This is a genomic window from Arthrobacter sp. MYb213 (genome assembly GCF_002979915.1).
Lineage (GTDB): Bacteria > Actinomycetota > Actinomycetes > Actinomycetales > Micrococcaceae > Glutamicibacter.
Window position 1 is genome coordinate 77,363 of record NZ_PCQA01000006.1, and the last position, 12,616, is coordinate 89,978.

The window sequence follows — 12,616 nt, forward strand, 5'->3', positions numbered from 1 at the left end:
CATTCAAAGTTGTTGTCACAATCAGCTCATTCTAGCTGCGCTTTCTAGACTCCAATCAGCGTATTAATGAGCCGGGCAGCGGTACGTGCGGTGCGTGCGTCAATATCAAGGCTTGGATTCAGCTCCACCACGTCAACGAGTGCCAGCTTTCCACTTCGTGTCACGTGACGACAGACCGCGTGAATAACTTCCAATGGCACGCCATAGGCTGCCGGGGCACTTACCCCAGGAGCTATTGCGGCAGGTAACACGTCAAGGTCAATGGTCAAATACAACTGGTCAATAGATTCCAAGAACTCGTCAACAAATTTGATGACTTCTTTCAGGTTCGAAGAGCCGCATTCCTCATCAACTAAATACCGAACCCCGAGCGCCTGCGCCTGATCAAAAAGTACCTGGGTGTTGTTTGGTTCGCTGATCCCCAGAACCGCGTAGTTAAAATCCCGTCCGGCCTCTTGCATATCGTTGGCGATATCTTTGAAGGGCGTTCCGCTGCTCCGTCGCGAAGCGGTGCGCAGGTCAAAGTGCGCATCTAAGTTTATAATTCCAATGCGCGTCGTTTCCTGTTGCCTCAGATGTTCAAAGAGGCCACTGAAAGATCCATAGGCAGTCTCATGCCCACCTCCAAGGACTACCGGCATCATGCCAGCATCCAACAGTGTTGACACTGCCTTGGCCAACCGTGCCTGCCCCGATTCAAGTTCGTCTCCGAGCACCACGATGTCGCCCGTATCGTGCACCGCGCGTGGCTGGTGAATTGCCAATGAGCTCAGCGCTGCTCGCAAAGCCTGCGGACCACTGGCTGCGCCGGTTCGTCCTTGGTTTCTCAATACTCCCGCGTCTGAGGCAAACCCGAGCAGTGCTACCGGTCGCGGTGTGGAATGCTCTTCGGAAAGAGCGAACCGATCGGAATTTACATGCTGGTGCCAGCGAAGATGCTCGGCTCCATCCCCGTCGATGCGGCCACCCCATACTGCGGCCGGCCGATCTACCTGAACTCCCCCATGCGACGCATTATTCTCCATGTCACCAGCAGACCAGATCCACAGCTAGCTAACCAGTACATTGAGCCAACTTAGTCCGAGATTTCGGACTGTTGGCCTGTGGCCGGGAAAATACCGTTAGTTACTGCCCAGCACGTGGTGAGCGAAATTGTGGAGGGCAAGGTTTTGCTATGACTGCTCCCCCACGATTGGACCCGGTAATCAACCATGGTCTTCACCCCGGTACAGGACTGGACGCTTCGGTTACTCCGCGCGCAAAGAATTCACTTTACCGGCGTACGTCATCCCAGGTGCCGTGACAAGCACTGCTCACGCGGCTACGTGCCCAGTTCCGAGCAGCGCACCGATTCGTTCTAATTTAGCCTGCCATCAGAACCAGAATCACCGTAGACCTCAACATGGATATGATCCATGTGCTTGGTGGTGTCATTCCAATTATTAGTGAACTGGGTACCGTATTTACCCGAGGTGGAATAGTCGTTCCAGCCAGATCCTGGCAACCATATTTGGTCCTGCCAGATAAGGTAATACACCCCAAGTTGTTCCCGGTTATCGAGCAAAAACTGGGCTATTTTGTCACCCTGAGCAATACGAGTTTTGTTCTTGTAATCTCGGATCATCAAGTCAACGGCTTTGCCTGCGCTATGTCCCACCGAGCCGCTTCTGATGGTGTGGATATTGCTGACGGTGTCACCGAAGCGATGATCGATTGCTTTGAGAACGCGTTGCGCATCGGGTTGCAGACTCACTGGTGCTTTAGTCGCGAGATATTTGGCGCTGACCCATCCGGTGCCTTGAGAAGATTTGATCTGAGACCAACCATTGCTCATCTTGAGGAAGGTGACCTTCTCGCCTATGGGCACTACACCTAGGCTTCGGTGCTCAACTCCACCGCCGGCGCGTAGATTCACGTTCGCCGTAATCCAACGAAACACCTGCTGCTTATCGGGAACCGGTGCTTGAGGTTGCTTGGACGTCACGTAGGTAGAACTCACCCATCCGACACCTTGTGTGGTGGTGACGCGAGTCCAACCGTTAGCTGTTCCGTGTGCGGTTACTTGCTGGTTCTTAGGCACAACACCGAGGGATCTGAACGATGTTGAACTGCCTTCGCGTAAGTTCACGTTTGTAGTTGCCCAGCGTTTAACGTTATTCAGTGGCACATAGGTCTTGTCGATCAGCGTAGAGCTCGGAACCCAGCCGATAACCCGTCCAGTTTTGATCTTTGACCACGAGCCACTGCTGCGATAGAACCCTACTTTGCTACCAGGACGAATCGTCCCTAAAGATTTCGCTTTCGACGAGGTGGAAGCTCGGACCGCTACCGAACTTATGGCCCAGCGGTTGCCCTTCAACACGTCGCTCACGGGCTTGGTCGCCGAGAGATCCTTTGAAGAGATCCAGCCGAGGCCCTTCGAAGTTTTGACGCGGGACCACCCATTTGAGGTGCCGTGCAAGGTCACTTTTTCGCGTGCAGACACCGTGGCTTTTTTGCTTGTGGTGCCCGAAGCTCCGGTACGCAGAGTTGTATTCTTCACGACCCACCGTGGGGTGGCGGGGGTTGCTTTGAACGCACTGCTTGTCAGATTTGCTGTGGGGACCCACCCGGTACCGCGAGTAGTTCGCACCTTGCTCCACGAACCCTTGGTGAGAAACAGACCCAGTTTTTCTCCGGCACGGACGGTGCCCAAAGATTTTGTCTTGTTCCAGTTACCCTCGCGAAGCACCGTGTCCGCGATGATCCAGCGCGATCCGATGATCTTGGCATTGACCGGCTTCGTGTTACTGAGCTTTGCAGCAGAGATCCATCCTTTGGTCCCGGACACCGAAACATGTGCCCAGCTACCAGAAGTGCGGAACCATTCAACCTTTGCACCAGAAGCGACAGTTGCCAGTTTCTTCGATTTGTTCGAGGTCGTCTGGAAAAGCGACTGCTTGGATTTCGAATACTTATAGACAGCTGCCGGCATCGCCGAGGATAGCTGATTTGTGGGAACAAATCCGACGCTTCGTCCAACTTTGACCCGCGTCCATGATCCGGAGGAGCCAAGACGTTGAACCTTAGTTTTGCGGATGATCCCAGTCAGCGAGGTAGACGTCGCCGAAGGTTTCTGCCGTAAGGACTGGAATGATTTTAGGTAGCGATAGACAACGGTCTTTGGCGTTGACTTCGTCTGGGACTTTACTGGCGTCAGTTGGTTAGCCGGGAGCCAGCCAATTTTGTTCTGGTAGGTGACCTGGTCCCAGCCGGAGCTGCTTCGCGAAACGCTGAGTGTGGTGTTCTTGGGAATTACGAGCACCGATGTTGCCTTGCTTGACGCGGTCTTACGCATTGTCAGGCTGGTCTTGGTCTTTTTGATGACCTTCGCTTTGGCAACCGTACTTGCTACCACGATGGTTGGCTGTAGCGGAGTTGCTGCTATAGCTGGAGCGCTAAGCCCGAGAGTCAAAATAGCGGTAAGTCCCAGACTCAGTACACGGTTAACGCGCATATTAGTGTTCACTCTCGCGAAAAGATTTTGATGCCATTTCTTGATGGCTCAACAAAGTGTACTGGCATCAAAGCGAAATCGTGTGAAACGGGAAAGGAAAAAATTAGTCATCGACTTCAATTTCTGCGGGTCTACCGACCGGCTACCAACTATCTGTTGCAGCGATGTTGGAAACCTATCTCGCTCTGACTCCGCAGTGGTCCACTAACTCGCTCGTGCCTCTTGATTCACCGGGGTGATTTGGAGATCGGGCTTGGAGCGCAGAAAAGAGTCCTGCCAACTCTTGTGCGCTAGGTAAATGCTGAGTTCTACAATTACTTACTGCTGTGCAAAGAGCACAAAGGCGGTGGTAGATCCCGGCTCAATTTCGGTACGCCCAGCGTCCTGAATCACCGGTCCGGAAGCCTGCGTGCAAAGCTTGTCGAACTCGGGGCGTGGCAGTTGTTTGATCCCCACTGGGGCGTGAGACTTGAGCCAGTTTTCAATGAGTTCTGGCTGCGCTTCGGTCAACCATGCAAAGAGGGCATGCGCAGCTTGCGCCGCAGCTTTTCCGGTGGACATCTCTAAAGATTTATTGAGCACAATGTTCACCGGTGCCATCAGTACTTCATCGCTTTTGGGTAGCTCGGTTCCGGAGACCTGCAGCTTGGCGATCAGTTTAGGCAGCGCGGCCGCGGGAAGTGGCGGCAACCCGACTGCTTGAGCTTTGCCCACTTCGCTGACCATCTGTTCGGGGAAAAGTTCAAGCACTTTTGCGAACATTTTCGGATTGGCTCGACGTACTGATTTCGCAAACGCTTGGCTTGCCCAGATCTGCCACTGCTCATTTTGTGGGTCCTGTAGGTAAGCGATCACCGCCGCGCGGGCAACCGCCGAAATCCCCTCATCTTCGGTGGATGGGTCTTCCTTATCAATCCGCAAGATGATGGGTTGCACTAACTCGTCTGGCTGTCTTTCAGTATGCTCACTCACCAGTTCATTCTATGTGGTTGGCACCCTGCGATTAGTAGCCGTACGTGTCTCCACAGTTTGCGATGGCATACCAAGGACCAGATAACGATAAATGGCTAACAGATTCTTGGCAGCTGACGCTTGCGGCTCCTGTTCTATTACTACGGTATCGTGATGACCACTTTGCCCGACAAGCCACCATCGATCATGGCCTGGAAACCTTCATGGATCCGATCCAACGGAAGCACCCGGTCAATGGTCGGGTGCAACTGGTGCTCTTCTACGAATTTCAGCATTGCAGCCGTCTCTTCTTGTGTAGACCCCGTTGAACCGATCACTCGCAGTTGTTGGTAGAAAATTCTCCCAAGGTCCGCCTCTGGGCTAGTCCCACTAGTGGCACCGGCAATGACGATTGCTCCACCGGGTTTTAAGCACCGCAAAGAGTGCGCCCAGGTAGCTTCGCCGACAGTTTCAATGACTAGATCCACACGAGCTGGAAGCCGTTCACCAGATTCAAAGACTTCAGTAGCACCCATCGAGATCGCCAATTCGCGGTTTTTCACGCTCCGACTAGACGCGTAGACCGTCGCTCCAACCGCACTGGCTAGGCTGATTGCAGCACTTGCAACTCCCCCGCCAGCCCCCTGAACGAGAACTTTCTGCCCCTTGCGCAGTTGGCCCTGGGTAAAAAGCATTCGGTAGGCAGTGGACCATGCCACCGGGAGGCAAGCCGCTTCTTCGAAGCTCAAAGTGGATGGCTTATCTAGGACACACCGTTCTGGAACAACAATGTATTCAGCAAAGCCGCCATCGTGCCGTTCGGATAAGAGCGCACGATTGGGATCCAAAGTCTCATCACCCTCACCAGCTTCTGCGTCAGCAATCACCGGATGAATAATGACTTCGCGGCCGTCTTCAGTAACGCCAGAGACATCACATCCAAGAATGATGGGAATGTTTTTGGGATCATGACCGACACCTCGCAGAGTCCACAGATCATGCATGTTAACCGACGATGCTTTGACTCGAACTTTGGCCCAGCCGGGTTCTACCTGCGGCTCCGGCACGTCCTTGATCAAAAGCCCTGATAACGGATCGTTTGGATTCTGCGAAATGGCAACAGCTGCGCGCATTTTCTTTACTCCTAGGAAAAATGTCTGTGTCGCTTCGGCAAACAGCGAAGCTTGTCTCTGCATAGAGTCTTCAGCCCATCACTTCCACATGTCTAACAAACGTGCCGTTAGCCGGAATGATTACTAGTGAAGCGCGTCTAATCTACTTAGAGTCAAGCAAGAGAAATGTCTACCTCCTAGAAGAAATTTTGGTGTATCCATGAGCGAAACCAACGACAGCATCTGGCATACCGCACCTGTAGTTGCTGACCTGAATTCCAAAGCCGAGGGAACGCTCAACCACAACTTGGGTATTGAGATTACGGAAATCACCGGTGATTCGTTGAAAGGTCGAATGCCCGTAGATGAGCGCACTGTGCAGCCCGCTGGTGTTCTTCATGGCGGAGCCTCGGTGGCCTTCGCAGAAACCTTAGCTTCTTGGGCTGGCTACTTGGTAGTCGATAGTTCGCAGTTCCACGTGGTCGGACAGGAAATCAATGCGAACCACCTACGCCCCGGGGTTGCCGGTGAATTCGTTTATGGTGAGGCAACTGCGGTCCATCTTGGCCGCAAGGCTCATGTTTGGCAGATTCATATTCGTAACGAGCAAGGCAAGCTGGTGTGCATTTCGCGGTGTACTTTGGCCGTTATTACTATGCCTGGGCAATATGCCACGCGCGAAGATCGTGGCTAGTCAATGATGGGCCTAAACTGAGCAACCTGTGGAACCGTAGTGGTGATGTGCAAAACAGCTTCGCTACCGTTGGCTCGGTACCCATGAGTTATGTCCCCGGGAAATCTAAAACTATCTCCCGCAGATAGCTGGACGCGATCAAATTCTCCGTTGATGACTACCTCGCCAGAAATTACATAGGTCTGATGCAAGGTTCCTCGTGCATGCGCTTTGAATACAGTTTCCTTTTGAACAGACACACGAATAATGCTCGTTTCTACAAAACCTGTTCCGTAAATACGGTCGAGGTCTCTGATGAACCCCACCCGGTGTTCACGCACTAGTGCTTCGGCTGCACGTTGCAATCGAATATTGCTTCCGTAGTCGCTCAGCATTGCGGGGACACTCGTGCCCAAACCAAGACAGATCGCCTCAAGCGTTTCAATGGTGGGGTTTCCAACGCCGGCTTCAATACGGGACAGAGTCTGTTTTGAAGTACCGGTACGCTTTGCTAGCTCCCCCAGCGAAAGCCCACGTTCACGGCGGAATCTACGGATATTTATCGCAATAATTTCATTGTGTTTCATACTATGATTGTCACTTATAATTTACGTACTGTCAGTAATGTTTGACATTAAATCTTGCGAGGGCGAACATTAAGTAAAGGTTAGAAGCCACCATGTTGAGCTGTCTTCCCATCGCCGTTCTGCCAATAGGAGTATTGCGTGTCATCAACTTCCGCGTCCTCTCGTGATAATCGCACCGCCGTGGATAAGGCGATGGCTTTACTGCGCGCCTTCGGCGAAGAAGCTACCACTGGAGTCGGGGTCAGCGAACTTGCACGTCGTGCAGAGCTTTCGAAGTCCACAGCTTTTCGGCTCTTAGCTTCGCTTCAGTCCAATGATGCAGTGGAGCGTGCTGGTAATGCATATCGCTTAGGCAAGATGATCCAGAATTTGGGTACAACGCAAGAATCTGATCTCCATGCTCGATTGCGTGACGCGTTAACTCCGTTCATGGTGAATCTTTATGAAACTACCCGCCAAACCGTCCATTTAGCCATACTCCAGGGCACAGATGTGGTGTATCTAAACAAACTTTATGGACAGCTTGCGGTACGCAGTCCCTCTCGCATCGGCGGACGGCTGCCTTCCTACTGCACTGCGGTAGGCAAAGTACTTCTGGCGTACAACCCAGATGCGGCCCAAACAGTACTGAGTAAAGAAATGTATGCCTGGACCGAAAACACCATCACCGATGCCGACAGATTGTCCCACGAGCTGACCAACATCCGAAGAGATCATGTGGGTTACGACCGCGATGAAGTTTTGTTGGGGCTAAACTGCGTAGCCGCACCCGTGTTCAACGGTACGGGGCAAGCCGTTGCTGCCCTTTCTATTTCCGGTCCGACAGGACGCTTCAACCCTGAGAGTCAGACTTCGGTCTTACGTCGTGTGACATATGAGGCCTCCCGTGCAGCTGCAGCGGTAAGCGCTGCCGTACAACGAACTTAGCAACCAATAGTCTCTTAACGCTTAAACCGGATGACTCACAAATTATTGTGAGTCATCCGGTTTTGCCTTGCCCCTTGAATTATCGGGTTGGAACTTCGTCGATCCGACGTGACTCCTCCAGCACCCACACTGGCTCCGCGGTCATTAGACTCACCGCTCGATCGTATAAATCAACGTCGACGACGTAGCGGTAGCCTGCCTCTTCGGCACGCGCTATTTGCGCGACATCGGCTTCATCGGTCGCGATCACCAAACGACGACATTCCGGATCGCGACGCATGAGTTCTTCGGACACCAGCTGGATGCTCTGGGCAACAACATCCGGAGATACGCTGAGCACTCGATCGTGTGCCGATACCGGATAGGCATCTCTAAGTTCACTGTCTAAGGCAAGAACTACATCACATCGACCGCGAGTCTGGCCTGCGTCGAATACTTCGAATGCAATATCGAAGCCTGCTGCTGACGCAACCTCAACCAAGGTCCAGCTCTCTGGTAAAGGGTCAGGCCATTTAACTAGGTCTACTTCGTCGTGGCTCATTTGTGTGTTTACCTCCCCGTTGCGATTGTGCGTATTTTGAGCTTATCGAGCTTACCTGCACCGTTTCGCGGTACATCTTCGAGGAGGATTATTTCTTTAGGTAGTTTGTAGCGCGCAACGTGGGAGGTCGCATATTCACGAACTTCCTCAATCGTGGGTTCCACTCCGGGCTTACAGCTAATCAGTGCAACCACTTTTTCGCCCCATTGCTCGTCAGGTATGCCGACTACCGCGATGTCTCGTAAGCCTGGAAAACCGGCCAAAGCACGTTCCACCTCGGCAGGGTAGATGTTTTCTCCGCCAGAGATGATCATGTCTTTCAGTCGATCAACGATGTAGAGATACCCTTCTTCATCGCGGTACCCAATATCTCCAGAGCGGAACCATCCTTCAGAGAATGCTGAATCCGTGGCTTCCTGGTTCTCCCAATATCCCGAAGTGACGTTTGGTCCCTTTACCCACATTTCGCCGGTATCGCCGGTTTTTTCAACATCTTGTCCGGTGGCCGGGTCTACAATGCGAATTTCAGTGTATGGCATCGGAATGCCACACGATCCGGGCTTTTGGTGTGTGAACTCGGCGGGTAGATAAGTTGCAAAAGGAGCGGTTTCGGTCAGCCCCCAGGCTTGCTGCACGTCTACGCCCTTGACCAAGTACTGCTGGAGAAGCACCGGCGGAACCGGTGCACCCGCGCAGATTAACGCGCGCATGCTCGTAATATCGACTACTTCAAACTCATCCGTCTGTTGCATGGCAGCAAGCATCGCAGGTACTAGGAAGCTCTGATTAATAGAGTACTTTTCGATGTCCTGCAAAGTTTTACGTGGATCGAAGTTGCGTCTCACAATGGTGCGTCCGCCACGAACCATACACCGGATTGTCAGCGCGTTTAAACCACCAATGTGGAAAAGTGGAGCAACCGCAAGGTTGCTATCACCACGTCGAGTGTCGACCAGCGAATCCACGTTCATCGAGTTCCACCAGATATTACCGTGGCTTAGTTGTACTCCCTTGGGCCGTCCGGTTGTCCCCGATGTGAACATCAAGATCCCCAAATCCGTATCAAAGCGTTCCATTGGGTCACCAAGTTCGGTGTTCTCCCCAGCCGCTAGATACGCGGTGGCCATCTGGAAGAAGTTCGGAATTGTCGCCTTCAGCGGTGCCTGAACGTCGTTATCAATCATCACCATCTGGGTACTGGCCGCGAGCGTCGCGATACTGGGAATCATTTCTACGACTCCCTGGTGATCAGGTTCGACGAACAGCACGTTGGGCCGTGAACGCTCAAGCAAATCTTCAACTTCTAGCGGGGCCAGACGAAAGTTCAGCGGTTCGAAGACTGCCCCGACCCACCAAGCGGCGAGATTGATAAACAAAAAGTTCGCGCTGTTGAGTCCAAGATAAGCAATACGGTCATTTTCTTTGACCCCGTTGGCTACGAAAGCCTTCGCGTAGTCGCGGATCCGAGCCACAAACTGTTCATAGGACCAGGTTTCGTCACCATAGACAAGTGCTTCTTGGGTAGGAAAGAAGGTTGCTTGGCGAAGCACCCCACTGACTGCGTTGATATTAATGTCTTTCACAGTTGGTCTCCTCCTGCGGCGCGGTCACCGAAACCGCGAATTCCAATACCACCGTCAGCCTGAATAATCTGCCCGGTGATATTACTTGAGTTTTTCTTCGATGCCAGAAGCACGTAAGAGCCGGTGAAATCGACTGGGTCTGTCGAGGCGTCGTGTAATGGAATCAGTGGATTGTTCCCGGTGATCGAGGATTTGGCGAAGGAGTCTGCGATCGATCGATCGGCCAGCCCGATAGATTCGGGCCCGCGAAGATCGGTGTTCATCCCGCCTACGGCAACACCGTTCACTCGTACCTTCGGCGCAAGTTCATAAGCCAACTGATTAACCAATCCACGCACCGCAAACTTACTTGCGGTATACACCGGACCACCGCCGGCGGTATGGAACGAGGCATTCGAAAGCGTCATTACGATTGACCCACCGCTGTTGACCAATTCACGCCAAGCGGCTTCCACGGTGAGCAAATAGCCCTTGACGTTTATCGAGAACAACTCATCAAATGAATCCGAGAGCTGCTGTCCGTCTAAGCGTGTAACCGAGCGGTTAAAGTCCCAAATACCTGCGTTGGGAACCAGGATATTCAATTTCCCAAAGTGCTCAACCGTTTGCTTAACGGCAACATGCAACGCCTGCGAATCACGTACATCGGCTGCGATCGCCAGCATGTTTTCCGGGTGGGAAGACTCTGCCACAACCTGATCCAACTTGTCCTGATTACGCCCGATAATTGCGACCCTGGCACCTTCAGCCAAGAATCGTTCGGCTACCGCACGTCCGATTCCCGAACCACCGCCGGTGATGAGTGCGACGTCCCCGTCGAGCCATCCTCCGGTCGCTGAGTTAGCTGTGCTCACGATTGTTCTCCTGAATATCTGTGACGAGCCACCCGCCGCTTCGTGGACGGACACACTCTTTTGGGTAGTGGTTAGAAGAAGGTGCTTAGGTTCTTTGCCTGGAGTACATTTGCGTCAAAAAGTAGCTCGCGGCGAGCCACGCCAAAACTGCCGTCTTCCCGCAACCTGATAGTGTCCGTGCGGCCGCCTGCATAGATATCTGTTTCGGTCTGAAGCCGGTTGCGATATACCAAGAACGCACAACGCACGCTTAGCTCGGTTTTGCTCACCCAATGGGCTGTTACATTTGAGATCAGGTGACGAGTACGCGAAGGTGGATCTTCGGCCCACGCCATACCCGAGTCATACCGGCGAATTCGCCAAGCCAATGACTCCTTGGTTTCGTCAAAGTACGCCGCTTCACCTTCACGACCAATAGACAGAGCAGCCTGTCTACGCAACCTGTTGGTGCGTAGCGGTGCAAAATAGAACAGGTCTTCTTCAAAGATTTCTAGCCAGTCGGCAAAACGACCATCGTCCAACAGCTCTGCCTCGCGGAAGTAAAACTGGGCGATACGGTAAGACAATTCGGAATCGACAAGTTGGCCTGCCAGCTCAAATTCTTTGCTATCGCTAGTTGCATCCTGTGTCATGAACTTTTCCTCGTTCCTTCTCGGTAGCCCTAACGGGCTAGCTTTTTCAGATCGATTGTGGGGTCCGCCAGTTGTTCTGCGTTCACTGGCTTCTGCTTGTCAATAATGCGTCGCGCTGCACGGACCATCAGCCCACCATCAATTGCCGCACAACCTGCAAGCATTCCCTGCTCATCGATGCGGAAGGCTGCAACGGGGATGCCTTCGACTTCACGGATCACTTGAGTTCCTTCACCGAGCATAGATCCCACGCCTTCTACATGGACTCCATGTCGGTCAGACCAGAACCAGGAAGCACCGTGTGCCGGCAATTCTTCGCCGAGAAGTGCGGCGGCAACCGTGGTGCCGGTATTCATCGCGTGTTCCCAATGTTCGGCACGACGCAAGAGAGTTCCATCTGCTAATCGCGTTCGTGCGGTGTCACCAATTGCGTACACATTGCGATGGCTGGTGCGCTGAGACTCATCGACCAGAATTCCGTTATCGGTATCTAGCCCGCTGGTCGCGGCCAGTCCAGTATCTGGCACGATGCCAATACCGACTAACACCACGTCCGCCTCGATGGTCTCCCCATCCTGCAGGGAAATGGTGTGTACTCCGTTGCCATTTACGGTGATGTCGGTAGGTACACCAGTGACCACACTGACGCCCTGCTGATCATGCATTTGGTGAAGACGGCGGGCCAAAACCTCACCGACTGCGGGAACCAGCGGTGGGTCCACCGGATCAATCAAGGTCACGGTGGCACCGAGCTGCAACGCGGAGGAAGCGACCTCGGCACCGATGAGCCCCGCCCCAACGATCGCCATACGAACTCCATCACCAAGTTTGGAGCGCAGGTGGTCCGCGTCTTTCATGGTGCGTAGTTCGAGCACCGTCGGTAGTTGCCCACCAGGGATCGGTAGGCGGCGGGCGGTGCCGCCGGTAGCCAAAATAATCTTGTCTGCACCGAGCTGCTGACCGTCTGAGAGCGTTACCGTGGGAGTATCAACGTCCAGTTCCACGACCTTGGCGGTGATCACCTGGACATTGTGCGTGGTGAACCAGTCTGCGGCACTGAGCAGGATCTGTGTTGCATCACGTTTGGCTAGCAGGTAGTCCTTGCTCAGAGGCGGACGGTCATAGGGCATACCTTCGGGGTCAACGATGGTCAGCTTCCCGGTGTATCCACGGTCTCGCAACTGACGAGCCGCGGTGAATCCTGCCATGCCGCCGCCTGCAATGATCACTGATTCCAGTGCCATGATTTTCCTGTCCGTA

The 12,616-nt window shown here is 53.3% G+C and carries 12 protein-coding genes; 2 read left to right on the forward strand and 10 right to left on the reverse strand.

Features of this window, described 5'->3' with window-relative positions:
- Positions 1–44 precede the first annotated feature (44 nt).
- The 4 genes from hutG to CQ011_RS14185 form a co-directional block, all read right to left on the reverse strand.
- Positions 45–1,025, reverse strand: coding sequence for a formimidoylglutamase (gene hutG / locus CQ011_RS14170; RefSeq protein ID WP_105678362.1), 981 nt, complete (start codon positions 1,023–1,025; stop codon positions 45–47).
- A gap of 332 nt (positions 1,026–1,357) precedes the next feature.
- Entirely contained in the window at positions 1,358–3,508 is a 2,151-nt protein-coding gene (locus CQ011_RS14175) for an SH3 domain-containing protein (RefSeq protein ID WP_146112635.1), read from the reverse strand.
- Between the two features lie 306 nt (positions 3,509–3,814).
- Positions 3,815–4,468 carry a peptidyl-tRNA hydrolase gene (locus CQ011_RS14180; RefSeq protein WP_105678364.1) on the reverse strand — a complete coding sequence of 218 codons (654 nt, stop codon included), beginning with the start codon at positions 4,466–4,468 and terminating at the stop codon, positions 3,815–3,817.
- Positions 4,469–4,608: 140 nt separating this feature from the next.
- Positions 4,609–5,580 (reverse strand): zinc-binding dehydrogenase, encoded by a 972-nt coding sequence (locus CQ011_RS14185; RefSeq protein WP_105678365.1) that lies wholly within the window; start codon positions 5,578–5,580, stop codon positions 4,609–4,611.
- Positions 5,581–5,779: 199 nt separating this feature from the next.
- On the opposite strand from CQ011_RS14185, the gene CQ011_RS14190 reads away from it, so the two are divergent.
- Positions 5,780–6,253: a PaaI family thioesterase gene (locus CQ011_RS14190; RefSeq protein ID WP_105678366.1), complete on the forward strand. Its 474-nt coding sequence runs from the start codon at positions 5,780–5,782 to the stop codon at positions 6,251–6,253.
- On the opposite strand, the gene CQ011_RS14195 is transcribed toward CQ011_RS14190, so the two are convergent.
- The gene (locus CQ011_RS14195; RefSeq protein WP_105678367.1) at positions 6,250–6,819 is read right to left on the reverse strand and encodes a helix-turn-helix domain-containing protein; all 570 of its coding nucleotides are present in this window, start codon (positions 6,817–6,819) and stop codon (positions 6,250–6,252) included. The genes CQ011_RS14190 and CQ011_RS14195 overlap by 4 nt on opposite strands.
- Before the next feature lie 138 nt (positions 6,820–6,957).
- Here CQ011_RS14195 and CQ011_RS14200 point away from each other — a divergent pair, with 138 nt between their 5' ends.
- On the forward strand, positions 6,958–7,746 hold the full coding sequence (locus CQ011_RS14200) for an IclR family transcriptional regulator (RefSeq protein WP_286161210.1): 789 nt from the start codon (positions 6,958–6,960) through the stop codon (positions 7,744–7,746).
- Between the two features lie 79 nt (positions 7,747–7,825).
- On the opposite strand, the gene CQ011_RS14205 is transcribed toward CQ011_RS14200, so the two are convergent.
- The 5 genes from CQ011_RS14205 to CQ011_RS14225 all read right to left on the reverse strand — a co-directional run bounded on the left by CQ011_RS14205 (position 7,826) and on the right by CQ011_RS14225 (position 12,600).
- Positions 7,826–8,287: a hypothetical protein gene (locus tag CQ011_RS14205; protein WP_105678368.1), complete on the reverse strand. Its 462-nt coding sequence runs from the start codon at positions 8,285–8,287 to the stop codon at positions 7,826–7,828.
- Between the two features lie 8 nt (positions 8,288–8,295).
- Complete coding sequence (locus CQ011_RS14210) at positions 8,296–9,870, reverse strand: acyl-CoA synthetase (RefSeq protein WP_105678369.1); 1,575 nt, start codon at positions 9,868–9,870, stop codon at positions 8,296–8,298.
- Complete coding sequence (gene hcaB, locus CQ011_RS14215; protein WP_105678370.1) at positions 9,867–10,724, reverse strand: 3-(cis-5,6-dihydroxycyclohexa-1,3-dien-1-yl)propanoate dehydrogenase; 858 nt, start codon at positions 10,722–10,724, stop codon at positions 9,867–9,869. Before hcaB ends, CQ011_RS14210 begins: the two co-directional genes overlap by 4 nt.
- A 71-nt stretch (positions 10,725–10,795) precedes the next feature.
- Positions 10,796–11,356 carry an aromatic-ring-hydroxylating dioxygenase subunit beta gene (locus tag CQ011_RS14220; protein ID WP_105678371.1) on the reverse strand — a complete coding sequence of 187 codons (561 nt, stop codon included), beginning with the start codon at positions 11,354–11,356 and terminating at the stop codon, positions 10,796–10,798.
- 29 nt (positions 11,357–11,385) lie between these two features.
- Positions 11,386–12,600 (reverse strand): NAD(P)/FAD-dependent oxidoreductase, encoded by a 1,215-nt coding sequence (locus CQ011_RS14225; RefSeq protein ID WP_105678372.1) that lies wholly within the window; start codon positions 12,598–12,600, stop codon positions 11,386–11,388.
- Positions 12,601–12,616 lie beyond the last annotated feature (16 nt).